31 protein-coding genes are annotated in these 20,307 nt (G+C 63.3%); all 31 read right to left on the reverse strand.

Going from position 1 to position 20,307, the window contains the following annotated elements; all coding sequences use genetic code 11:
- Positions 1-5 precede the first annotated feature (5 nt).
- The gene (locus D3F01_RS13425) at positions 6-413 is read right to left on the reverse strand and encodes a head decoration protein (RefSeq protein ID WP_242889209.1); all 408 of its coding nucleotides are present in this window, start codon (positions 411-413) and stop codon (positions 6-8) included.
- On the reverse strand, positions 413-1,633 hold the full coding sequence (locus D3F01_RS13430) for a head maturation protease, ClpP-related (RefSeq protein WP_242889210.1): 1,221 nt from the start codon (positions 1,631-1,633) through the stop codon (positions 413-415). Before D3F01_RS13430 ends, D3F01_RS13425 begins: the two co-directional genes overlap by 1 nt.
- Positions 1,620-3,197: a phage portal protein gene (locus D3F01_RS13435; RefSeq protein WP_242889212.1), complete on the reverse strand. Its 1,578-nt coding sequence runs from the start codon at positions 3,195-3,197 to the stop codon at positions 1,620-1,622. Before D3F01_RS13435 ends, D3F01_RS13430 begins: the two co-directional genes overlap by 14 nt.
- Positions 3,198-3,353: 156 nt before the next feature.
- Entirely contained in the window at positions 3,354-3,620 is a 267-nt protein-coding gene (locus D3F01_RS13440; RefSeq protein WP_118647711.1) for a hypothetical protein, read from the reverse strand.
- A 15-nt stretch (positions 3,621-3,635) separates the two neighbouring features.
- Positions 3,636-5,558, reverse strand: a complete 1,923-nt coding sequence (locus tag D3F01_RS13445; protein WP_242889214.1) for a phage terminase large subunit family protein — start codon at positions 5,556-5,558, stop codon at positions 3,636-3,638.
- Entirely contained in the window at positions 5,542-6,117 is a 576-nt protein-coding gene (locus D3F01_RS13450; RefSeq protein ID WP_008981434.1) for a protoporphyrinogen oxidase, read from the reverse strand. Before D3F01_RS13450 ends, D3F01_RS13445 begins: the two co-directional genes overlap by 17 nt.
- A 240-nt stretch (positions 6,118-6,357) precedes the next feature.
- Positions 6,358-7,011 carry a serine/arginine repetitive matrix protein 2 gene (locus D3F01_RS13455; RefSeq protein WP_242889216.1) on the reverse strand — a complete coding sequence of 218 codons (654 nt, stop codon included), beginning with the start codon at positions 7,009-7,011 and terminating at the stop codon, positions 6,358-6,360.
- A gap of 220 nt (positions 7,012-7,231) precedes the next feature.
- Complete coding sequence (locus tag D3F01_RS13460) at positions 7,232-7,618, reverse strand: hypothetical protein (protein ID WP_242889218.1); 387 nt, start codon at positions 7,616-7,618, stop codon at positions 7,232-7,234.
- 123 nt (positions 7,619-7,741) lie between these two features.
- Positions 7,742-9,130: a DNA methyltransferase gene (locus D3F01_RS13465; protein ID WP_242889220.1), complete on the reverse strand. Its 1,389-nt coding sequence runs from the start codon at positions 9,128-9,130 to the stop codon at positions 7,742-7,744.
- Positions 9,117-9,443, reverse strand: coding sequence for a hypothetical protein (locus D3F01_RS13470; protein WP_242889222.1), 327 nt, complete (start codon positions 9,441-9,443; stop codon positions 9,117-9,119). Before D3F01_RS13470 ends, D3F01_RS13465 begins: the two co-directional genes overlap by 14 nt.
- Positions 9,440-9,631: a hypothetical protein gene (locus D3F01_RS13475; RefSeq protein ID WP_242889224.1), complete on the reverse strand. Its 192-nt coding sequence runs from the start codon at positions 9,629-9,631 to the stop codon at positions 9,440-9,442. Before D3F01_RS13475 ends, D3F01_RS13470 begins: the two co-directional genes overlap by 4 nt.
- Before the next feature lie 61 nt (positions 9,632-9,692).
- Positions 9,693-10,058: a hypothetical protein gene (locus tag D3F01_RS13480; RefSeq protein ID WP_242889226.1), complete on the reverse strand. Its 366-nt coding sequence runs from the start codon at positions 10,056-10,058 to the stop codon at positions 9,693-9,695.
- Positions 10,055-10,276, reverse strand: coding sequence for a hypothetical protein (locus D3F01_RS13485; protein ID WP_242889227.1), 222 nt, complete (start codon positions 10,274-10,276; stop codon positions 10,055-10,057). The genes D3F01_RS13480 and D3F01_RS13485 overlap by 4 nt, the downstream gene beginning before the upstream one ends.
- A 15-nt stretch (positions 10,277-10,291) precedes the next feature.
- Positions 10,292-11,077, reverse strand: a complete 786-nt coding sequence (locus D3F01_RS13490) for a hypothetical protein (RefSeq protein WP_242889229.1) — start codon at positions 11,075-11,077, stop codon at positions 10,292-10,294.
- Between the two features lie 54 nt (positions 11,078-11,131).
- Complete coding sequence (locus D3F01_RS13495) at positions 11,132-11,845, reverse strand: hypothetical protein (RefSeq protein WP_242889230.1); 714 nt, start codon at positions 11,843-11,845, stop codon at positions 11,132-11,134.
- Between the two features lie 33 nt (positions 11,846-11,878).
- A complete protein-coding gene (locus D3F01_RS13500; protein WP_033121166.1) occupies positions 11,879-12,250 on the reverse strand; it encodes a hypothetical protein in 372 nt (123 codons plus the stop codon).
- Positions 12,247-12,513 (reverse strand): hypothetical protein, encoded by a 267-nt coding sequence (locus D3F01_RS13505; protein WP_242889232.1) that lies wholly within the window; start codon positions 12,511-12,513, stop codon positions 12,247-12,249. The genes D3F01_RS13500 and D3F01_RS13505 overlap by 4 nt, the downstream gene beginning before the upstream one ends.
- Before the next feature lie 13 nt (positions 12,514-12,526).
- Positions 12,527-12,895, reverse strand: coding sequence for a DNA gyrase (locus D3F01_RS13510; protein ID WP_242889234.1), 369 nt, complete (start codon positions 12,893-12,895; stop codon positions 12,527-12,529).
- Positions 12,855-13,508, reverse strand: a complete 654-nt coding sequence (locus D3F01_RS13515; RefSeq protein WP_242889236.1) for an MT-A70 family methyltransferase — start codon at positions 13,506-13,508, stop codon at positions 12,855-12,857. Before D3F01_RS13515 ends, D3F01_RS13510 begins: the two co-directional genes overlap by 41 nt.
- On the reverse strand, positions 13,492-14,109 hold the full coding sequence (locus tag D3F01_RS13520; RefSeq protein ID WP_242889241.1) for a Holliday junction resolvase RecU: 618 nt from the start codon (positions 14,107-14,109) through the stop codon (positions 13,492-13,494). The genes D3F01_RS13515 and D3F01_RS13520 overlap by 17 nt, the downstream gene beginning before the upstream one ends.
- A gap of 5 nt (positions 14,110-14,114) precedes the next feature.
- Positions 14,115-14,645: a DUF4406 domain-containing protein gene (locus D3F01_RS13525; protein WP_008981449.1), complete on the reverse strand. Its 531-nt coding sequence runs from the start codon at positions 14,643-14,645 to the stop codon at positions 14,115-14,117.
- Positions 14,642-15,136, reverse strand: coding sequence for an XF1762 family protein (locus D3F01_RS13530; RefSeq protein ID WP_242889242.1), 495 nt, complete (start codon positions 15,134-15,136; stop codon positions 14,642-14,644). Before D3F01_RS13530 ends, D3F01_RS13525 begins: the two co-directional genes overlap by 4 nt.
- Entirely contained in the window at positions 15,133-16,098 is a 966-nt protein-coding gene (locus D3F01_RS13535; protein WP_242889243.1) for an ATP-binding protein, read from the reverse strand. Before D3F01_RS13535 ends, D3F01_RS13530 begins: the two co-directional genes overlap by 4 nt.
- The gene (locus D3F01_RS13540) at positions 16,013-16,864 is read right to left on the reverse strand and encodes a hypothetical protein (protein ID WP_227144320.1); all 852 of its coding nucleotides are present in this window, start codon (positions 16,862-16,864) and stop codon (positions 16,013-16,015) included. The genes D3F01_RS13535 and D3F01_RS13540 overlap by 86 nt, the downstream gene beginning before the upstream one ends.
- 74 nt (positions 16,865-16,938) lie before the next feature.
- Positions 16,939-17,361, reverse strand: a complete 423-nt coding sequence (locus D3F01_RS13545) for a single-stranded DNA-binding protein (protein ID WP_242889244.1) — start codon at positions 17,359-17,361, stop codon at positions 16,939-16,941.
- The gene (locus D3F01_RS13550) at positions 17,361-18,152 is read right to left on the reverse strand and encodes an ERF family protein (RefSeq protein WP_008981453.1); all 792 of its coding nucleotides are present in this window, start codon (positions 18,150-18,152) and stop codon (positions 17,361-17,363) included. The genes D3F01_RS13545 and D3F01_RS13550 overlap by 1 nt, the downstream gene beginning before the upstream one ends.
- Positions 18,153-18,164: 12 nt before the next feature.
- Positions 18,165-18,797: a host-nuclease inhibitor Gam family protein gene (locus D3F01_RS13555; RefSeq protein WP_242889246.1), complete on the reverse strand. Its 633-nt coding sequence runs from the start codon at positions 18,795-18,797 to the stop codon at positions 18,165-18,167.
- Complete coding sequence (locus tag D3F01_RS13560; protein WP_347568005.1) at positions 18,794-19,171, reverse strand: DNA methyltransferase; 378 nt, start codon at positions 19,169-19,171, stop codon at positions 18,794-18,796. Before D3F01_RS13560 ends, D3F01_RS13555 begins: the two co-directional genes overlap by 4 nt.
- Positions 19,140-19,478 carry a hypothetical protein gene (locus D3F01_RS13565; RefSeq protein WP_242889250.1) on the reverse strand — a complete coding sequence of 113 codons (339 nt, stop codon included), beginning with the start codon at positions 19,476-19,478 and terminating at the stop codon, positions 19,140-19,142. Before D3F01_RS13565 ends, D3F01_RS13560 begins: the two co-directional genes overlap by 32 nt.
- On the reverse strand, positions 19,475-19,621 hold the full coding sequence (locus tag D3F01_RS13570) for a peptidylprolyl isomerase (protein ID WP_195278354.1): 147 nt from the start codon (positions 19,619-19,621) through the stop codon (positions 19,475-19,477). Before D3F01_RS13570 ends, D3F01_RS13565 begins: the two co-directional genes overlap by 4 nt.
- Positions 19,618-20,298: a cell wall hydrolase gene (locus D3F01_RS13575; RefSeq protein ID WP_242889252.1), complete on the reverse strand. Its 681-nt coding sequence runs from the start codon at positions 20,296-20,298 to the stop codon at positions 19,618-19,620. The genes D3F01_RS13570 and D3F01_RS13575 overlap by 4 nt, the downstream gene beginning before the upstream one ends.
- Between the last annotated feature and the right edge of the window lie 9 nt (positions 20,299-20,307).

Here is a 20,307-nt window from a genome sequence, read left to right on the forward strand (position 1 = left end):
TTCTCTTAGTATTCGATGGCGTCGGAGAGCAGGATGCCGGCCTTGCGCAGCTCCTCCTCGTCGGTCGCCTTCAGGGTGTAGCCGCTTGCGACAGCCAGCTTGTTGCGGGCGAAGTGGCCGGTACGGTAGGCCAGCACGGTCACGTCCGCGGTGGTGCCGACTTCCACGTCCTCGGCGAGGATGCAGTTGGCGGTCAGGGTTTCGTTGGTGGTCGCGGTGGTGCCGAGGATCACCAGCTTGCCGTCGCCGGCAGTGCCGGCAGACAGGGCCAGCACGGTGCCGCGCTTATAGGTGGCTGCGGCGGTGGCCTCCTTGCGGATGGTCACGGTGAACACGTCAGCGACGGGCTCGTTGGCAACGATCAGGCCGTCATAGCCGACGCTGCCGAGGTTTTCGTCCAGTCTCTTGCTCATTACTTCTTACCTCCGTTCTGAGACTTGGTGGAGTTGTAGAGGCCGACGATGGCGTCCACCTTTGCCTTGTCGTCGTTTTCGCTGCCTTCCTCGCCGCCGTTAGGGGCAGCGCCGACGCCGGCAGCGCCGGACTCGTCGTTGTCAGCCTTGGCGTCCTTCAGGTGCTTGGCACCGAGGGCCGCCTGCTTCTGCATAGCCTTGAGCGCGAGCTGCTCAGCGGTGCAGGGGGTCTCGCCGTACTTGGCGTCCCTGACGAGCTGCGCGTCGCCCACACTTGCGGCGATGCTGTCGATGGCCTCGATGCGGGCGCGTTCCTGCGTTCTGGCAGTTTCGGCCGCCTGCTGCTCGATCTGAGCCACGACGTCGGGGTGCTGTGCTCTCATTTCTTCGAGGGTCATGGTCTTGTTGTCCTCCTTCTTGGGGCCGTCGTTCTTGGCGGCCGCGTGTTTATTTCCAGCCGCAGGGGCGGCGTGGATGCTGTTGTCGATGGGGATCGTCCCCGGGATGTGTCTGAAGCCCTTGACGTCGTGCCGGATGCCGGCGACGAGGAGCACCTTCTTGTCGGCGCTCAGGGCGACGTCGGGGCCTTCGTCTGTGAGCAGGGTGTCGGCAAAGCCGTTGTCAATGGCCTCCTGCCCGACCATCCACGTCTCGCGGGTCATCATGCTGCGGAGCTGGTCGACCTCGAGGCCGGTCTTGGCGTGGTAGATCTCCGCGATGGCCCGCTCGCTCGCGTCGAAGTCCTTCTGGAGCTTCTTCAGGTCTGCGAGGGTGTAGTAGTCGTAGAGCAGCCCGGCGACGCCGTGGATCATCACCATGCTGCCGGGATAGACCTGTACCTCGTCGCCCGCGCAGGCGATGACGCTGGCCGCGCTGGCCGCGATGCCTTCCACGACGACGACCTTGTGGCCGGTCAAGCCCTTGATGGCGTTGTGGATGGCGATGCCGGTGTAGAGGTCGCCGCCGCAGCTATTGATCTTGATGGTGATGTTGCTCTTGCCCTTGACGGCCGCGAGATCCTCCATGAAGCTCTCGGGCGCGATGTAGAGGCCGGGCTCGGGCTCGCCCGTCCACCAGTCCACAGGCTGGCGGCTCACGACGTCGCCGTAGAGGGTGATCTCGCCCTCGTCGTCGCCGATGCTGGCGACGTTCCAGAACTTGATCGGCGTGCCCGCAGTCTGAGGCCCGGCGCAGAGCCGGGGAGTGTTATGCGTTCTCATGCTTGTCTCCTTCCTTGATGCTTTTGATGGCCTCGGTGACGATCGCCTCCCGCAGAGCTGCGGAGATCGTGCCGCTGGCCGCTGTGCTCTGGTCGACCTGCCCCTGCGCTGCGCGCAGCTTCTCGTTTTCCCGAGTGAGCTGGTCGACGTTGGCGTCCCACTGACCGCCGTTGAGTCGGATGGTCGCCTGTTCTCTGGTCGTGATGCCTTCGCCGATGGCGAGGATCTCGGCCGTGATCTCCTTCGTCGGGTCGAGCTGTCCCTGAGAGGGGCCGATCCACTCGGCGCCGAGGTATGCGGCGCGGATCGCCGGATCTGTGAAGAAGCCCGGGGCGCTGATGCGGCCGCGGGCGACGGCTTCAGAGAGCCAGATCTCATATACCGGCGTGCAGAAGTCATCGACAAACCACTTGCGCCTCATGCGGAACGCCTTCCACGCCTCCATCAGGGCGGCGCGGCTGGCGCTGTACGAGCTGTTGAAGCTCTTGAGCAGAAGGTCGGCCGGGATCTCGAGCGCGGCGCCCACCTGTTCACAGATGGCGCGCAGGAAGGTGTTGAAGCCACTGGCCGGCCGCTTGGGGTCTGCAAAGGTCACGTCCTCGCCGGGCTCCATGATGTTGATCTGGCCGGGGCCCATCTCGTACTCGTTAGGATCTCGGCTCACCTCCGGCAGGCTGCTCCCGACCTCGTTGAACGGGTTGTCGCCGGCGCCTGCCTCGGTCTTGATGAAGGCCGTGAAAAACGACTCGACGACCGCCGCAGTCAGCTCGCTCTCGGTGTAGCGGCGAAGCTGGAGCAGGGGCTCGATGACCTGCGCGAGATAGCTGACGCCGCGGTATTGATCCGGGCGCTCGCTCTCCATGACGTGCAGGATGTTCGGCAGGCCAGTCCGCTCGCCGTATGCCTGAACACGAGCCCACGTTGTCGTCGTGCTGCCGAGCTCGAAGGGGTAGGTGCTGCGGATGTGGTACGCCTCGATCTGGCCGTCGCCGTTCACCTCGACGCCGTCGTAGATGGTGTTGCCGTTGGCCGCCTTGCCGGTGGTCAGCAGCATCGGGGTGATGATGCTGGAGGTCGTTGGCGTGGCGACTCGGTCGGCCTCGATCAGGTGCAGGCGTAGCGAGTAGGGCGTGAGCGGCGTCGGCTCGTACTGCTTCACGACGGCGAACACGTCGCCGCTGACCAGCCACGAGGAGAGTGCGAGCTGCTGCATGGCTGCGAAGTTGTTGACGCCGGTGGCGTCGCACGCCCTTTTGTTCTCAGACCAGAGAGCGAACTCACGCTCGGCCTGAGCCTGCCATGCGTCGGCGGCCTCCTGTGTCATGCCGAGCGCCTCGCGGTCGATCCGGCTCTTGAGCTGGAGGCCGATGCCGACGACGTTGGTGCGGTTGGTGCGGATGGCAGAGGTGGCGATCGGGGCCGCCATGTAAAGCATCCGGGCACGCTGCCGCAGGGTGTAGTTGTTGGCGTCGATGTCCTCCTTCGGGCTGCCGCTCATAGCTCTGAAGCCCTTGGTCGCCTTCTTGTGCCAGCTCGCGCCGGCGTCGCCGTAGCCCTTATTCACGGGGCGCGGCTGCTGCCGCCTGTTCTGTGGGCGGCTTCTGCTTTTTCTTTTGCTGATGGTGCTCACCTCCTTCATGGTGAAGATGGCCGAGTCGGGAGAAAAGGAGCGAAAACTCCCGGCGTCGGCCTATGAAAAAAGCCCCTTTCGGGGCTTCTTTCACCAGTCTCGGGGCACTACTCCCACAGCTTTTCGCGGCTTCTCGCCGTTCAGTGCGGCCTCGAGGGCTTCGATGTCTGCCTCGAGCTGTTTGATGGCGGCCCGGATGGATCCGAGGTCGGTGTTGTAGCGGGCCAGATTGCGCGAGCCGATGCCGTAGCTCTGGACGCCTCCGTCCAGCATCTCGGCCTCTCGCTTCAGGTAGAGCTCCAGCCGGTTCCTCTTGATGGAGAGCTGGTACTCGATTTGTTCGCGGGTCTTTCTCATTGTGGTCTGTCCTCCTTACCAGTCGTCGAAGGCGTCGGCCCGGTTGTGCCGTTGCCGCTGCTGTCGCTGCTGCGGGGCCCTCGGTTTTTCCTCCAGCCCTTGCAGGCGGCGCTCGATAGCGTCCATGTCGGGGTTGATGATCTTGAGGCCGGCGTTGGCGTAGTCGCGGCAGTCGAGGGCCTCGTTGCGGTTGTGCCCGGGCAGCTTCTCCCACGCCCAGCGGTCGCCGCGGCGCGTGTGCGTGAGCACCAGCTTCTCGGAGAGGAGCCCGTTGAAGAAATTGAGGTCATAACCGGCGTCGGGGTGCCGGTTGAAATGGCAGTATTTTGGCCCGGGCTCCTGCACCTTCAGATTAGCCATGATCGTCGCCTTGCCGGCGTCGACGCCGATGGTGTAGAGCCAGCAGGTGATCCGCTTGTTGTCGCGGATCGGCACCTTGCTCGGGGGCGAGACGAAGGGGATGCCGTCGCCGCCCTTGCCCTTGATGGCAAAGACGCGCTTGCCGACGCGGGCCCGGCACGCCTCATAGACCTCTTGGGTGAAGTGGCCGCCGGAGTCGACGCAGGTGATGGAGATCTTCAGGCCGCGGCCGTTTTTGAACTTGTAGACGTGGTCGACCACGTCATCGAGCCGCTGCCAGACCTCCGGGGTGTCTGGTCGGCCCATGATGTAGCCCTTGATGATGCCCCACGTCTCGCCATATTTCCCGTGACCGACTACCTCGTATTCGAGGCGGTTGTCCTGAGTGTCGACGCCGCAGGTCAGCACGAGCACGCCGTCAGGCAGCTCCACAGGGGTGCCGTCCGGGCGGGTGCCATAGTCCTCACGGCGGGCGAGCATGGTGTCCTCGTCCTCGAGGTCGCCGCGATCTTCCCACAGTTGACCGAGCAGGGTGTTGTAGACGACCTTGAGGCGCTGCGGGTCATCCTTGGCGTCGAGGAACTTGAGGACGATCTTCTCCCACGGAGTCCACGGGCTCGAGAAGGCATTGAGCCAAAAAGAACGGACGCCCTTCTTGTAGGCGTCCGGGTTGTCGGCGATCCACTTGGCCGGCTGCTTTCGCATGACGTCCTCGGGGATCAGGCAGCCGCAGGCCGGGCAGCTCCACGAGACGCCGCTCTTGAGGCTCCACGACTTTTTCCCGCGGATCCTCTTGGCCTCCGGGTCGAAGTGGATATTGTCGAACACGATCTCGCTGTACTCCCCACACTCGGGGCAGCGGTGGCACCAGCGTTCCTGCGTGCCTTGGTAAAAACTCGTTTCGATGTTGCTGTTGCCCTTGATGGTCGGGGTGGAGACCTCGACCGCCTTGGCGTTGTAGAATGTGGCCTGACGTGCTTCGGCCAGCGCCCACGGGTCGCCCTCGGTGCCGGCGCTGGTCGCCCAGCGGTCGCGCTCGTCGCCGATGATATAGCGGGCAGGCGTGGAGGCCAGAGCCGAGGCACTGTTGGAGCCGGTCAGGGTGAGCATCCCGCCCGGGAACGACTTCTGGAGGATCGTGTTGCCGCTGTCCTTGGCCTTGACGTCGTGCACCTTCGCCTTCAGGGGTTTGCTGTCGCGGATCATAGGGGCCACGCGGAGGCGGCTGAACTTCCGGGCGTCGTCGATGGTCGGGTGGACGTAGAGGATGCTGCCGGGGTCTTGGTCGATGATGTAGCCGATGATGTTGAGCTCGAGCTCAGACTTGCCGACCTGAGAAGCGGCCACCATGACTATTTTGTGCACCTTCGGATCCGTAAAGGCCCGCATGGGCTCCTCGAGGTACGGGGTGCGCTTGGTACGCCACGGGCCGGCCTCGGCTGAGCTTTCCGGGGAGAGGCGGCGGTGCTTGTCGGCCCACTCGTCCACGGTCAGGCTCTCAGGTGGGGCGAAGCGTTTGACCGCTCCGGCGATGGCGGTATTGAGCTTCGCGGCGGCTTTTTTAGTCGTCCGCGTCATCCGCGAGTTGCTCGCTCCAGCCTTCCCGATCCCTTACTCGCCGGGCGTACACCTCGGGATCGTATTTATAACCGGCCAGCTCCGTCAGGATCTTGTAGACCTCTGTGCGGATGATCTCAGACGCCTCGGCGGGTGTTGCTGCGCCGGTGACGTCGACGGCCAGACGGCCCGGCAGGGCCACGAGCATCGACCTGATATTGTAGACGAGGTCGGTCATCACAGCCTCGACGTCCTCGCTGCGGTGCATGGTGCCCTCGAGCTCACTGAGCTGGAGGGCGGCGATGTCTGCCTTGCTGCGCTTGAGGTCAGCCTCAGCCTCCAGACGTCGGCCCTCGATCTCGCTGTCCTTCTTCGACGGCTCCCGGCCGTTGGCCTTGGCCGTCAGGTATCGGATGTACCTCTGGATCGTCGGCAGCAGGTCATAGCGGTTGGCGTTGCCTTCCTTGACCGCGGCGATGACGCCATCCTTGGTGAGCTGCTGCACTCGGCGGGGCGTCATGTCGAACAGGGCCGCGATGGTCTTGCTGTCGACGAGCTTGTTGTTGGTTGGGTTCGGCATGGCGTTCCCTCCTTTCTGCCGCTCGGGCGAAACGAAACGGCCCGAAAAAAATTTTTCCCGGCTGCGCGTTTTTTGGGCTCGCCAGCACCGCAGGCCAGAGGGGCCCGTCACAGTACCTTGCGGCGCTGTGCGTGGCCGTGGAGGCGTCTGCGCGGCGCTGTGCGCGTCTGGCGGTGTGGGCCGGGCTCGGTGTCTGGTGCGGCTGTGGACGCGCTGTGCGGCGTTCTGGTGGGCTCTGGCTTAGAGGCCGAGGGCTCGCTTCATGTGGTGCTCGAGGCGCTTGCTTGTCTCGGTGTTGAGCCGGAGCATGATGGCCTCGTTGGTGCGGTCGCTGGTTATCATCTGCGGCACCGAGACGGTGGTCAGCTTCTTGATGTCTGTGCGGGTCTTGCTCATTCGCTGGAATGGGATCCAGCTCGTGCCGTCTCCCTTGGTGTTGCCTGTCCCCATGAGGATATTGTGCGAGCGCTGCGAGAACGGGCCGCCCGGGGTACGGGTGTTCAGATAGCGGCCGATTACCTTCTTCTGTCCCTTGAGCACCGACGCCTTCAGCGTGTAGCTCTTACCGCGGGGCGGGGCCTTCGGTGTCATGCCGAAGTGCACAGGGGTCAGGAGCCTGCCCTTGTAGGTGATGGCGAGCTCCTCGATGGTCTCGCCGGTGATCTGGATGCTGCCTGCCATCTTCTTCGGCTTTCCGCTGCCCGAGGGCGTGATCTCCGACTTCTTGATGTTGTAGACGGCCGTGACCTCCTGAGCGATCCAGCCCGGGGCTCTGGCCTTGACGTCCTTGATGGTGTTGCTGATGGCCTTCTTGCCGCCGTTCTCGATTGCCTCGAGGTCAGCGACGAGCTGTTGCAGGTTGCTGAGCTGCGCCGAGATGCTGTTCTGCGGCATGGCCGTCGCCTCCTTCCTATACGCAAAAAGAGACCGGCGGGCGTTGGTTCGCCCGTCGGCCTCTTGCCGTCGGTTGTTATTTGGTTTTCCTCTGGTCAGCCGCTCGGAATTGTCACGGCGTTGCCCGTGTGTCCGGCGGTCTTTTGCAGGATATAGAATAGCACGGGTCGCTACTGCTTTTCAATTCCTTTTACTTCCCTTTTGTTCCTTTTACTGCGTTTTACTGCCGCAGCTCAGGCAGGGGCTCCAGCTCGTCCAGCACGGCGGCGAGGTTGAGCAGGGCGCGGCCGTGGATCTTGTATGTCCTGTTCTGGTAGGCGTCCACTCTGTCGACGTAGTCACGCCGATCACCGAACAGGACGCCGCAGGTGCTCTCCCAGTCAGCCCGGTCGAAGTAGCGCAGCCGGATGACGGCGCGCTCGTCGGGGTCGGAGAGCTGGAGGATCAGGCCCTCGATGGCGTTGCGCTCCTGCTTCTCCTCAGCCTTGAGCCGGTCGATCTGTTCCTCGAGCTCCATTTTCCGCTCCACCATCATGCTGGTGCGGTCGGATGGTGTGCCGGATCCGCGGGGCATACCTGTCAGATCAGGGCCGGGCGGTGAGGCCATCGTCATCTCCATGCGGTCGAGGCGTTCGAGCTGGTTGTCGATGTCCCTCAGCATGGCGGTGTAGGCCGCGAGCCTGTCCTTGATCCGTTGTGTGATCGGCTTCTCGCTCATTATGTCAGGGCGTCACTCCTGCTCACCTCCTTCCTCGTCAGGCTCGAAGATCGCGGCGATCTCCTCGCGCGGTAGCTCTCGGCCTTGACGGACGCAGCGCACGGTTGTCTTTCCTGTTATTCTGATGTACCTCTTGACGATCACGTCCGTGAAGGCGGGCGTCAGCTCCATGATGTAGGAGGGCTGCCCGTATGCCTCGCAGGCGGCCAGCGTCGTGCCGGAGCCGCCGAAGAAGTCGACGACTCCGTGGGCCCATTGGGTGTTGTCCAGCAGCGTCTCGATGATCTCGGTCGGCTTCTGTGTCGGGTGGAGCTCGTTGCCTGTGCGGCTGCACTCGATGACGTTGCCGTAGCCCTTGTGGTTGTCGAACTTCGGCTTTGTCCTGTGGGCGAACATTACGAGCTCGTGCTGCGTTCTCCAGCCGACGCCCATGCCCGGGCTCTTTTTATTCCATACGATCATGTTCTTGACGCCGAGGCCGCTGCTCTCGACGATGTCGAACAGATACACCCACATACGCCAGTCGGTGAAGATATAGGCAACGAGCACGGGCAGATCTTGGAGCATAGCCTTCATCAGGGCTTGATAGCCTCTGGTGCTGAGGGTATCGTTTGCAATCTTCGGTAGGTTGCCATCCTTTCGGTCTGTTCCTATGCTGCCGGCTCTGCGGCCGCTTTCCTGAAAACCGCCCGAACAGTATGGCGGGTCTGTTATCAGGATCTCCGGCGTCGCTCCGTCGAGTAGGAGAGCGCGGTCTTTTTCGCTCGTGCAGTCTCCACAGACGACGCGGTGACGCCCGAGGATCCAGAGATCGCCGCGTTTCGTGACCGGCTCTGTCGGGGGTTTGATGACCTCGTCCGGGTCTCCTTTCGGCTCCTGTGTGTGCAGCGCCTCCGAGAGGGCTGTGACGATGTTGCCGTAGTCGTCCTCGGTGTAGCCGCTGAGCATGAACGGGATCTCGCCGGTGTCGATGTCGGCGAAAACCTCGGCGAGCATCTTGTTGTCGGTGGTAGCGAGCTCCGCGATGCGGTTGTCGGCCGTCAGGTCGGCCAGCTCCTCGGCCTCGCTTGCGTAGTCCTGATAGTCGACCGGGGCGTCGGTCAGATCGTCAAGCTGCGCGGCCATGAGGCGGCCGTGGCCCTTGGTGACGAGCCCGCTGCGCTTGCTGACGGTGATCGGGGCGCGCCAGCCGGTCGCTCTGATGATAGAGGCGAGGAGCTTGATCTGCTCCGGCGGGTGCTGGTTTGGGTTCTTCGGGTTTGGCCGCAGATCCTTCAGCGGGACGATGGCGTCATGTGCGCAGAACACAGGGACGCCGCCGGCGTATGCCTTCGGCTTCGCTGTGGTGATGTACTCGGCCAGCTCCGGGCCGCCTTGCGGCTGAGGTTTATCCTTTGCCATTTGGGTCATCCTCCTTTCGGCTTTCTATGAGTCTTTTCATCATGAGCTCATTCAGCTCGAGAAAACACAGGTCAATCGGGTCATAGCTGCGGCAGATCTCACCGTTAATGGTCAGATCTCCCGCCACGCTGCACCCCATGACGTGCCTGTTGATATACGCCGTGATGCCGATGTCGCCGGTGTAAAAGGCTTTGAGCTCTTTCAATATTTCGGCCGCTTCGGTTTTTGCCTTCTCGAGCAGCTTCGTCGCTTCGCTCCTCCTGCACAGAAAATAGCCGGCGGCGGTTTTGTTTTTTGCTACGGTTGCTGTCATCGAACTGTGCCCCCTCTCTTGAATTGCCCGGCCTGCGGGCAGGTGGCCCAGTGAGGCCGGTATCCGGCGTCTGTGGCCTCACCTCCGGGCACGATCTCGCAGCTCACGACCTCGCCCCGGGTGGTGACGATCTTGTCCTTCCCGCCGGGCGCTGCCTTATAGTAGACCGGCGTCGGATCGCACGGCATGGCCTTCCCGGCCGGTGTCTTGATCCAGACAATCGGAGCGCCGCAGCCCCGGCAGGTTGCTTTATTCATGGCCGTCACCTCCTGCTGAGAATTGCTTCTCGATCCACTTGTGGAGGCTGGAGTCCTGCCAGTTGTTTCGGCCGTCAAGACGGTTTTTCAGCCGTTCCAGCTTCGCCTCCTCGGCCTCCTCGGTAGAGCGGTGGAAGATGATGCGGAGCTGGTCGAGCATGATCTGGACGTCTGCCATCTCCTCGACCACGTTGCTGATCGCTGCGGTCACTTCGCAGCCAGCCTGTGCCCGTTTGATTTTGCAGAGGGCCTTGGTCAGCTCAGCCATCTCCTCGACGGCCATGTCCATTTGTGCCGGCGCGCCGTAGGTCGTGATTGCACGATCCAGCAGGGCCCGGCGTGCTTCTGCGTCCATCATTTGCGGGCTCCTTTCAGCAACTCGCAGCAGAGCACGACCACGAGGCAGATCAGCAGGATCCCGATGGCGATGACGGCCGGGATCCAGAGCGGGGCCAGTACCCACAGCCAGCTCCAGCCGATGACGCCGGTGAGTTTCAGGACGATGAAGGCGATGCCGAGAAGGCCGCAGAAGCCGATCCCGCCGGCTGCCGTGTTGTTGTTTCTTTCGTTGTTCATGTATTACCTCCTGTATTATTTGCCGAGCCCCTTGAGGGCGCAGGCGGTGCAGACAGTCCTCACTTTCGGTTCCTGCTCGAGGATCCTGCGGACTGTGTCCGTCTGCCAGCACTCAGCGCCGCAGGCAGGGCAGGTAGTAAGTTGCCAGTCGTCCGTCGGTGGCTCCGGGATGTTATCGCGCAGAGGCATGGCGATTGCGTCACCAATGCTCAGCACCGCAGGTAAGTACGGCGTGACAATCGGCTCGGGTTCTCCGGGGATCAGCTTCTCGAGGAGCTCGTTGTACTTCTTGAATATAGCCTCCGACGCTGTGCTCCAGCTCTCGCCATGCTCCGTGTCCTCCGGGGTGGCGACGTGGGCCAGCTCGTGCGCCAGCAGCTCAGGAGCGGCGCTGATGGGCGCCTCGGCCGAGATGCAGACGATCGGCGTGCTGCCGTCGTCGGGAAAGATGGTCAGGCCGTAGGCGGTGCCGTTGGTCTCGTCCCGCAGGTCGGGGACGTACTGCGCGACGTACTCGACGCCGGGGTAGAGCTCAGAGAAGGCCCGGGCCACGATGGCTGTCGGATCGTTGATGAAGGGCGAGGCCATCGGGCCGATCTTCTCGTACTGCTTCAGGGCCGTGTAGGTCTCGCGCAGCATGGCCCGCACTTCGTCCTTCTTGATGCCGTTGATGGTGGGCCCGTTCAGGATCAGGTCGAGCATCCTGTCGCTCCAGTCCTGCATCAGGTGGGTCTCCGGCATACCGCAGCCGAAGGGCACGACGTCGACCTTCTCACGGGTGAGGGTTTCGTATTCTTTCATGGTGCTGCTCCTTTCAGAAAAGCCGAGCGGGCCGGAGCCCGCCCGGCGCTCCATTTACTGCATGACGACGACCTTGCCGGCGTCGATCAGATCGCCCATGTTCTTCAGGAAGTAGTCGGCGATATTCTTCTTGGCCTCGAGCTTCCAGATGCCGCCGTCAGCCTCGAAGAAGCCGATCCCCTCGTCGGGATCCACGCGCAGCAGGAACTCGCTCTCGGGCTGCTCCACCTCGAGGAAGGTGCGGAACGGCCGCAGCATGACGCGAGGCTTGATCTCGACGACCGCGTTGAGGGCGACGCCCTGACGTGCCTCGACGGTCTGCGTGACGCCGTTGTCGTTGGTGCTGACGCTGTTCTCGTTGGTCATGCGACTCAGCAGGTCGAGCAGGTAGGCCGTTCCCTCGTTGGGGATGCAGAGGCTCCGCAGCTCGATCAGAGCTACCTCGCGTCCTCTGAAGCCGGTGCGCAGGCCCGGGGCGTCAGCCTTGGCGCGGTAGAGCGTGTTGCGGGAGAAGTCGCTCAGGTAGGTGGTCATCACCTCGACGGTGTCGTTGCTCTTGACCTGCACCATGATGGTCGTGCCGACCTTCTCGAGCTCGGTGCGGATCAGCTTGCAGATGCTATCGAGGCCGCTGACGCTGATGCAGTCAGGGCGGTCGACGTGAGGCGGGATGCGGGTGAGGGTTGCGTCGGCGTAGGTCTGGCCGTTGATCTCGAAGGTCTTGGTCTCCTTCAGGCTGACGATTTTATCGATCATTTTTGCGAGCATTGTGTTGTCCTCCTTGTTCTGTGTTGTTGGCGGTTATCCGTGCTGGACGAGCTTCAGGAGCTTCGGGGCCTCCTGCTGCGTGCCGTCCATGTTCATTTGGCCGGGCACCTGCGGCACCATCTCGGCGACGACGAGCTCGCCGTTGCCGTCAGAGGTGACATAGAGAGCCGTGGCGACGGGGTTGGTGGCTGCGAGCGTAGACTTGGCCGTCACGGAGACGCCGATGGTGCGGCGCTCGTCGTCCGGGGTCAGCTCGATGGTGAGGGTGATCTTGCGCTTGGCCGTGGCCTTCGTGTTGGGGTCGAGGATGTTCTGGATCACCTTGTCCATCTCATAGTCAACGCGCTCCTCGAAGGCGCCACGGGCCATCGACATGATGCTGTCGCGCTGGTTCTGTTCGTTCATGGGGTTTCTCCTTTCTTTCCGCTGCCGGCCGTGCCATACTTCTCGAGCGTGTCCTTCATCGCTCCGGCGATGCACTCGGCCATGATGGTCGCGGTCTTGGTTTCGCTGTTCTTGGCAGCCTGTTCAATGGCTGTGCGGATCTCGTCGGGCTCATAGCCCGTGTTCTCATAGGCGGCGAGCTTCTGGACGAGCACCTCCTTGGTGGCTGCGCTCCAGTAGCCCGTCTTGATGCCGTTGACTCTCTCGTGGGTCAGACGTTCCATGTTGGCCCTCCTCTCAGGTGGCCGATCCGAGCGTCATCTGCTCGGCCTCGGTCGGGTTGTCTGCGTAGGCTGCGGCCGTCTGGCCCGTGGGGCCTGAAGGCTCCGCTCTGGCCCACACGGCCTCGGTGGCGTCCGAGCGGGTGGCCTTACGGCGGCCGACCATCGTGAGGATCCCGATCTCCTTCAGCTCTGTGAGCCGCGGGGCGACGTAGTTGCGGTTGAAGTACGGGATCTGGCCGGCTGCGACGAGCTCCTCGGTGATCTCGCTGGCCGTGAGCTCACGGTTGCCGAGGGTCTCGAGGATCAGGCGGCAGCGGGCGGCCCGCTTGGGGAGTACGGCGTCATAGCTGCGGCGCCGGGTCTCTTTGGTTGTCTGGTTCATGTGTTTCCTCCTTTCCGGCCAGCTCGACGCTGTCGACTGGCGCGTCCTTGACTTCAGGCGTCGGCGCTTCGTTGCCCCACACGTCCCATCCCGGGGCGGCTTCTCGGGCAAAAAGCTCGATGCGGGGTAGGTCTCCCATCAGCTCGACGATCCTGTCGCGGATTTCGGCCGGCTTTCTGCTGTGCTGCTGGAGCGGGGAGAGGACGATGCTGCGGACGCTGCCGCTGATGCGCTTCGGCTTGCCCTTGGTCGCCAGCAGGCAGATCTCTGAGTTGCTGCGCGTCCAGTTTCCGAGCCCCATGAAGATGCCGGTGCCGTTTCTGTTCTGCTTTACCCAGTTGAAGGCGACGGTCTTGTAGCTGAAGCCCCACGCCTCGATCACGTCGAGTGCCTCGCGGAGCATGGGGAAGGTCGCCCACATGAAAAGCACGCAATCCTCGTTAGCAATACCCCCCCCCCCCCCCCCCGCAGCTCCGACGCCCATGCGCTTGATGTCCTCGATGGTCATGGTGTCGTAGTGCTTGGAGGCTGCCGCTCTGGTGCCGCGGTTCTGATAGCTCCACGGAGGATCGGCGTAGATGATGCTGTACTTCTTGTCAGGGAGTGGGATCATGGGTGTCCTCCTTTCCGAGCGTTTCCGACTCGATGCCGTGCAGGAACTTGATGAAGCCGGCCGTCGCCGGTACTTCGTAGCGGGAGAGCTCTGCGTGCGTCATGTACTTGCGGCCGTAGATCTCGGCCATGTCGCGCCAGACGGGCCACGGCACGCGGTAGAAGTCCGTCAGGCTCATGGAGACGAGCACGAAGGCGATGGCGCCGAGTTTGTGATGGGCCTCGAGGTCGTCCTGCTGCTCTTGAGTGAGCCGGCGCTGCTCGATGCGCTCGTCGTCGGTGTGCTTGGCCTCGAAGTAGATGCTCCGGCCGCCCTTCAGGGTGCCGCCATAGTCCGGCTGGGCCTGCTTGGTATAGCAGGCGAGGAACTGGCCCTTGCGGTTCTTGGCGCCGAGGGGCTTCATGGGCTCCGGCGTCTTTTCGATCTTGGCGAGGCCGCGGCTGAGGTAGTAGTCGCACGAGGCCGAGATGATATTCTCGAAGTAGCCGCCGGCGACTCTGGCCTGCTTGCCGCGGATCTGCGCCATCATGTGTTTTTCGGCTGCGTAGGGTGTCGGGTCGTTGTAGCCCTCCGCGTTCTTTCTCGGGTCGTACTTCGTCACGGCGTTCAGCCTCCGATCTCGATGTGGACGCCCGGATCGGAGATCAGGCGGTCGGCGAGCTCGAGGATGACGCTGCCATCCAGCTCGATGCTGATGGGGCCGTGGTCGAGGTGCTGGTTGCAGACTGCCATCGCCCTGAAGGCGGGCAGGTGCAACGTGACGCTGCCGATGTCCGGCTTGTCCTCCTCGCTGTTTTCCAGCTCCTCGTCAGGCTTCAGCTCGCTGATGGCCTCGAAGCCGTTGCGGACGGGGATGCCGTGCGCCTTGGCGAGCTCGATCTCCGCGGCCATACCGGCCGAAGGGTGGTCAATACCGAAGGCCCACAGCTCGGAGCAGCCGAGCACCAGCTCGCTGCCGATCTTCAGGGCCAGCTCACGCTCCTCGGGGACGTTGTCGTCCATGAACTGCGTGAGATAGATGTGCGGGGTGACGGGGATGACGCCCTTCTCCACAGCCGCGCGGCTGTACTCCTTGGCGCGCTGGATGTTGTTCTCGTAGTCCCCGCGGCACGGGGAGCAGATGTAAACCTTTTTCATGTTGTTGTGTCCTCCTTCTGGTTCAGGGCTTTCGCCCATCGTTGTTTGTACTCGGCCGGCGGCTGCTTTGACGGAAAAAGAGAGAGCTGCACGGGCTTGGTGGCGTATCGTTCCTTGTTCCATCGGGGCTTTCCGGCTTTTGCGGCCTCCAGCGTCCAGCCCGCAGCCCTGAGACTCGTCCCGGGCTCGCTCTGGAGGATGAAGGTGATGATTTTGGCGTAGCCTTCCCGCTTTGCGCGTCTGGCGCAGGCTGCGTAAAGCGCCGAGCAGGCGTTCCGCGTGCCGTCCGTGCAGAGTCGTGTTACTTCGAGGGTGCTGCCGTTGTCGAGGTAGCGGCCGGTCGGCCTGCCGACGATTGCGACGCCGCAGAGGCGTCCGTCTTTGTAGGCTGCGAGGCTCCACTTGTGGCCGACGACTTTGCCGTGGTGCCTGTGCAGCTCCTCGACGTAGGCGTTGGCCTCTCTGAGCGTAGTCTCGCGGATCTCGATCACCTGCTGCGCCAGCTCTGGCCGGTGAGGGTGATGCCCCTGCACATTTCCATGAGCCGGTCGATGGTGGCCCGGGCCGTCATGCTGTCGCGGCTTTCTCGCGGCGTCATGCGGTCGATCAGGGCCTCGGTGTCGTAGTTGGTGGTCACTATGGTCGGCAGGTATGCCTCATAGCGGCCGTTGATGATGTTGTAGACCGTGGAGATCGCCCACTCGGTCGGCGGCTCCTTTCCGATGTCGTCAATGACGAGGAGCGGGACGGTTTTGTAGACCTTCAGGACGTCGCTCTCGCTGCCGCCGGTTGCCGAGTAGGTGCGCTTGATGCGCTCCAACAGGTCGATCATCGTCATGCAGATGACCGGCTTGCCCTGCGCGATCAGGTGGTTGGCGATGGCAGCGGCGAGGTGTGTCTTGCCGGTGCCCGGCGGGCCAGCGATGAACAGGCCGTTGCGGCCGGGTTCCTGACGGCCGGGCTGCGGCAGCAGGCTGTCGAAGCTCTCGGCATATCGGCGGGCGGCTGCCGCTGCTCGCTTGTTGTCGTCGGTGAGCTGGAAGGTGGAGAAGGTGCGCCGCAGGAAACGGTCGCCCATGCCTGACTCGCCGACGATGCGCTTGATGCGATCCCGCATTTTCTTCTCCTCCTCAGCCTTGGCGGCTGCGGCCTCAGCAGCTTCGCGCTCTGCCTTCGCCTTCTCATAGGCAGCCACGGCCTCGGGGCAGGTGCATCGCTCGGCTCCGTAGGGAGGCCAGAGGATGCGGTTGCCGAGCGGGATGCCCTTGTGGTAGCGCAGGGCGCCGCAGAACTCGCAGGGGACGGGCTCAGGGACTCCGGGACGGCCGGCGAGGCGCTCGTCGTTGCTCCAGATCCAGTTACCGGCGTCACTCGTCGTCGGCCGGTTTGAAGCCCTTGCCCCAGTCTCGGCCGGAGCTGTCGGGCTGTTCAGGATCTCGCTGATTTTCTGCACCTTCGTTCACCTCCTCATTGTCCCAGTAGCCGCCGTTGAGCCATGTGCTCGGGTTCGGTATGTAGCGCCCGTTCTCCCGGCGCCACTGGTCGCTCCGCTTCTGAGCGTCGACCGCCTGCATGATCCTCTCGTGGAGCTCAGCGGTGGGCTTGATCTTGTTCCACGCCTTCAGAGCGTACTGCTTGCCGGTCTTTTTCGGGTAGGCTTTCCAGAACTCGAGAAATCTGGCCTCGACGAGCGACTTCGTGCCGCCGTCACTCCCCTCGTCAGAGGGGGAAGGGGGTGTATTACCTTCTCTTGTCTTATCTTCTCTACTCTGGTCTACTCTGCCTCCGGCTTTCTTGCGGCTGTTTGCCGGTCGTCCTGCGGTCGGCGTTTGGTCGTCCGGCGAGGCGTCGGCAGACGCCGCAGCAGCGGCCCGGCGACTGCGGGAGCGCTCTTTCTCGGCTTGCCGCTGGTCGATCAGCTTGCCGGCGTACTCGTACCAGTCGTGGATCTCGAGCGTCCCGTCCTCTTTTTCGTCGATCCAGCCCGCCCGGATCAGCGTTTTCGCCAGCTTTTCGGGGTCTCCGTCCCACTGAGCGGCCCGCGAGATCATGCGCGGCGTGATGTCGACGAGGCTGCCGGTTGGGGCGTTGTCGAGGGCCCACAGCCAGAACGAGACGAGCAGCCCCATCATGTGCGGTGGCTCGACTTCGAGCTGGTCAGCAGCGTCGAACAGTTTGCGGTGATCCTTGAGTGTCTGATGCACTTGCAGCCATGCCACGGTCGTCACCTCCTTTCTGTGGTCGTTTGTTTGTGGCCTGCTTTTGGTCGTCTGCCGGTCGTCCGGCGGTCAGGTTAAAATGGAAGGTCGCCATTGTCCTCGATCTCCGCGAAGTCGCCGGAGCCCTCAGAGTAGCCCGGATCGGCGAAGTCGCTGCCAGAGCTCTGGCAGCCGTCCTTCTTGCTGTCGCAGAAGTGGACGGAGTCGACCGTGATCTCGACGGCTTTGCGGCGGTTTCCGTCCTTGTCCTCGTAGCTGCGGCTCGTGAGCTCGCCCTCGACGAGAACGAGGCGGCCCTTGCTCAGGTACTTGCAGACGAACTCGGCCTGTGCGCGCCATGCGACGCACTCGATGAAGTTGGTGATCTTCTTGCCGTCCTTGGTCTTGCGGCCGGTGTCGCTGGCGAGGGTGAAGCTGGTGATCGCCGCGCCCTGCTGCGTGTACCTGAGCTCAGGGTCGGCGGTTAGACGGCCTTGGAGGCCGGTGTGGTTATACATTAGGCGTTTCCTCCTTGCTGGTTATGCTGTGCGGCCGCATTGTCGAGGGACGTGCAGATCTCGTCGTACTCTTGGCGGGTCAGGGTGGCCGGATCCTGCTTTTTGTACTTCTCCACGATCCGGGCGTTGGTGCGCTCCTTGGTCATTCCTGCGGCCTCTGCCTTCTTGTAGAGGCGCGCGAGCTGCGCGTCGCTCAGACGGCCGGAGCCCTGCCCCTGACGGCCCTGTGTGGCCTGCTGGCGGCCTCCAGCGCCGGATCCTTTGCCCTGCGCGCCGAAGTCACTGTTGTCGGGGTCGTCCTCGCCTTGGTCGACGGTGAACTTCTCGAAAAGGTAGTATTTCAGGGCGTAGGTGTGTGCCGCGCCCTTGGCCTTGGCGGGGTCATCGTTCCAGCCGACGGCGTGGACGGTGGCCTCGATGGTCTCGTCGTCGTTGTCGAGGTTCAGCCAGCGGATCGTCAGGTCGGCCTCGTAGAGGAACATGAGCTTGTCGCCGTTGCGTGTCTTGGTCTGCATGGTGATCCAGTAGACCGGGTCGCCGTTCTCGGCGTGGCGCGTGGCCTGCTCGCTGATGACGTCGAAGTCGACGCCGAGCTCGTTCATTATGGGGGTGATCTTCTCCCACACGTCGTAGATCTTGGCGTACTTGTAGCTGACGCCGTCGCTGTGCTGCTTCTTGACGATCTCCGGGCAGGCTTTCCGCATTTCGACGAGCTTCTGTCGGAGCGTCAGGCAGGCGGCTTCAGGAGGGGCCGCAGCAGCGGCCGCCTCGGTTTTCTTGGTTTCTGCCATATCGGTGCCTCCTTACACGTCGACCGTGAAGATGCCCGGGGTCTCGTAGACGGTGACGCCCTCCACGATCTCGCCGGTCTCGGTCAGGGTTGCGATGTCGCCGGTGTAGCTGAGCAGCTTCTTCAGATCGGCCCAGCGGGTCGACTCCTCGACCTTTACGAGCTCGCCGTAGCCGTTGGCCTTGAGCCACGGCACCAGCTTGGTCTCGTCGAGCTTGGTCTTGGTGGTGCCCTTCTTGAAGGTCAGTGTGCCGGAGAGGAGGCGGTACTTCTCCGTTGTCTTGGTCTCCTTGTGGGGGACGGTGGCGAAGAAGTCGGCCAGACAGCTCGTGAGGTACGAGGTGCCGTTCTCCATGCGCTTGCGGGCGGCGGCTACTTTCTCGTTGATGGCCGCGATCTGCTCGTCGGCCAGTGCCTTCAGGCGGTCGTACTCGCTGCGCTCGTCGGCGATCTTGCGGATGGCCCAGTCGGCGCAGCGGTCGTCGGTGATGCGGAACGGGGCGCGCTCGCCCTCTGCGACGGTGCCGAGGTCGACCTGCTCCAGCTCGTCCAGCGTGGCAGCAGGCAGCAGCTCGGCCTCCTGCGTGGTGGTGGCCTCTGCGTCTGCCTGCTCGGCAGCGAGGGCCGCGTTGATCTTATCGCTCATGTTGTTTCTCCTTTCTGATGGTGCTCGGCGGCTCTGGTGGCCGCGAGCTTGCTGTATTGTTCGTCTATCTCGATCCCGATGTACTGCCGGCCGGTTTTCGCGGCCGCGGCCAGCGTGGAGCCGCTGCCGGCGAAGGGATCGAGGATCAGGGCGCCGGGGATCGTAGTGGCTTCGATGAGCTGCTCCAGCAGCGCCACGGGCTTCTCATTGGGGTGGGTGAGGCTCTGGTTTCCGACCTTGGCGCAGGCAATCAAGTCGTCCGGCCGTTTTCCCGGGAGCTCGTAGCGTCCCTTGGTTGCGAAGATGATGGCCTCATATCGCGGGGCAAAAGAGCCTTTCAAGTCACCCATGCCGTGTGCCTTTTTGTCCCACACGATGACTGACTTGACCGTCAGGCCAGCGAGACGCAGTGCGTCGATGAATACCTGCTGAACGTCCCAGCGGGTAAAACAGAGTACCCCCCCCCCCGCGTTTCACGACTCTGGCGGCGTCATAGATCCACCAGATAAACGGGGCCTTGTCGTTGGCGATTTTTGCGAGGCGGCTTGCTTTTTCTTTGCGGCCGCTTTGGTAGTCGATACCGTAGGGCGGGTCAGTGATGACCATGTCGACGCTGTCGGCCTCCATGTCACGCAGCACGGTCAGGCTGTCGCCGGTGATGACGGTGTTGGCTTGGATCATTTTTCAGCAGCCTCCTTTCTCTCGGTGACGTTGAAGGTGAGCATCACGCCGCAGGTGACAGGGGTGACGCTCTCGAGCTCGAGGTCGCGGCCGCTGCGGAGGTGCAGGGTCTCGCCCGGCTTCATTTCGGTGAGGTGTTTCATCTGGTACTCCTTTCTGTAAAGAAACGGTGCCCGCCTTCCTCGATGACGAAGATCTGGCTCTCGTGGAAGTCGCTGGTCACGAGGGCGGGGTTGTAGAAGTAGAGGATCGGCTCGTCCACGACGGTCTCGCCTCGGTCGAACACGGCCGCGACGGCGTCCTTGACGCGCTGTGTGGGATCCGGCCGGCTCTTGGTGTAGCTGTAAAGGACGACGGCCTCAGAGGGGTCGACGCCGCGCTTCTCGGCTGCGTTGAGGATGCACTGAGCGACGAGCATCTGGCCCTCGAAGGACTCCCCAGCGGCCTCGGCCATGACCACGCGCTCGACGACGTCGCGCTCGGCGTCGGTCAGAGGGTAGCGCACGGCAGGCTCGGTCGGCTCCACGGTCTCAGCGGCCGGTGCGGGGGTGTCCGGGATGTATGTGCCGACGGTGGCGGTCGGCGGCAGGATGTTGGTCTCCTGCTTGCTGCCGGTCGGGGTGGTGAAGATTGCCACAGAGATGCCGCCCAGCAGAAGGACGGCAGCGGCCAGCGTGGCAGCTCTCAGGGCTTTCCTCTTGGCACGGCGGCGCCGGCGTGTTATACTTGCGGTGCGGGATCCGTATGCTGGCAGGCTGCTGGATCTTCTCGCATGGGTCGCCCGGTCGCAACGGGCGGCCCTTTCTTTTGTGGTTTCCATTGGTTTCTC

It is taken from the genome of Faecalibacterium sp. BCRC 81149, assembly GCF_022750605.1.
GTDB lineage: Bacteria > Bacillota > Clostridia > Oscillospirales > Ruminococcaceae > Faecalibacterium > Faecalibacterium duncaniae.

Coding starts and splice junctions, on each gene's coding strand:
- D3F01_RS13425 (WP_242889209.1), bottom strand. CDS start 413: ATGAGCAAGAGACTGGACGAAAACCTCGGCAGCGTCGGCTATGACGGC.
- D3F01_RS13430 (WP_242889210.1), bottom strand. CDS start 1,633: ATGAGAACGCATAACACTCCCCGGCTCTGCGCCGGGCCTCAGACTGCG.
- D3F01_RS13440 (WP_118647711.1), bottom strand. CDS start 3,620: ATGAGAAAGACCCGCGAACAAATCGAGTACCAGCTCTCCATCAAGAGG.
- D3F01_RS13445 (WP_242889214.1), bottom strand. CDS start 5,558: ATGACGCGGACGACTAAAAAAGCCGCCGCGAAGCTCAATACCGCCATC.
- D3F01_RS13450 (WP_008981434.1), bottom strand. CDS start 6,117: ATGCCGAACCCAACCAACAACAAGCTCGTCGACAGCAAGACCATCGCG.
- D3F01_RS13455 (WP_242889216.1), bottom strand. CDS start 7,011: ATGCCGCAGAACAGCATCTCGGCGCAGCTCAGCAACCTGCAACAGCTC.
- D3F01_RS13460 (WP_242889218.1), bottom strand. CDS start 7,618: ATGGCCTCACCGCCCGGCCCTGATCTGACAGGTATGCCCCGCGGATCC.
- D3F01_RS13465 (WP_242889220.1), bottom strand. CDS start 9,130: ATGGCAAAGGATAAACCTCAGCCGCAAGGCGGCCCGGAGCTGGCCGAG.
- D3F01_RS13470 (WP_242889222.1), bottom strand. CDS start 9,443: ATGACAGCAACCGTAGCAAAAAACAAAACCGCCGCCGGCTATTTTCTG.
- D3F01_RS13475 (WP_242889224.1), bottom strand. CDS start 9,631: ATGCCGTGCGATCCGACGCCGGTCTACTATAAGGCAGCGCCCGGCGGG.
- D3F01_RS13480 (WP_242889226.1), bottom strand. CDS start 10,058: ATGATGGACGCAGAAGCACGCCGGGCCCTGCTGGATCGTGCAATCACG.
- D3F01_RS13485 (WP_242889227.1), bottom strand. CDS start 10,276: ATGAACAACGAAAGAAACAACAACACGGCAGCCGGCGGGATCGGCTTC.
- D3F01_RS13490 (WP_242889229.1), bottom strand. CDS start 11,077: ATGAAAGAATACGAAACCCTCACCCGTGAGAAGGTCGACGTCGTGCCC.
- D3F01_RS13495 (WP_242889230.1), bottom strand. CDS start 11,845: ATGCTCGCAAAAATGATCGATAAAATCGTCAGCCTGAAGGAGACCAAG.
- D3F01_RS13500 (WP_033121166.1), bottom strand. CDS start 12,250: ATGAACGAACAGAACCAGCGCGACAGCATCATGTCGATGGCCCGTGGC.
- D3F01_RS13505 (WP_242889232.1), bottom strand. CDS start 12,513: ATGGAACGTCTGACCCACGAGAGAGTCAACGGCATCAAGACGGGCTAC.
- D3F01_RS13510 (WP_242889234.1), bottom strand. CDS start 12,895: ATGAACCAGACAACCAAAGAGACCCGGCGCCGCAGCTATGACGCCGTA.
- D3F01_RS13515 (WP_242889236.1), bottom strand. CDS start 13,508: ATGATCCCACTCCCTGACAAGAAGTACAGCATCATCTACGCCGATCCT.
- D3F01_RS13525 (WP_008981449.1), bottom strand. CDS start 14,645: ATGAAAAAGGTTTACATCTGCTCCCCGTGCCGCGGGGACTACGAGAAC.
- D3F01_RS13545 (WP_242889244.1), bottom strand. CDS start 17,361: ATGTATAACCACACCGGCCTCCAAGGCCGTCTAACCGCCGACCCTGAG.
- D3F01_RS13550 (WP_008981453.1), bottom strand. CDS start 18,152: ATGGCAGAAACCAAGAAAACCGAGGCGGCCGCTGCTGCGGCCCCTCCT.
- D3F01_RS13555 (WP_242889246.1), bottom strand. CDS start 18,797: ATGAGCGATAAGATCAACGCGGCCCTCGCTGCCGAGCAGGCAGACGCA.
- D3F01_RS13565 (WP_242889250.1), bottom strand. CDS start 19,478: ATGATCCAAGCCAACACCGTCATCACCGGCGACAGCCTGACCGTGCTG.
- D3F01_RS13570 (WP_195278354.1), bottom strand. CDS start 19,621: ATGAAACACCTCACCGAAATGAAGCCGGGCGAGACCCTGCACCTCCGC.
- D3F01_RS13575 (WP_242889252.1), bottom strand. CDS start 20,298: ATGGAAACCACAAAAGAAAGGGCCGCCCGTTGCGACCGGGCGACCCAT.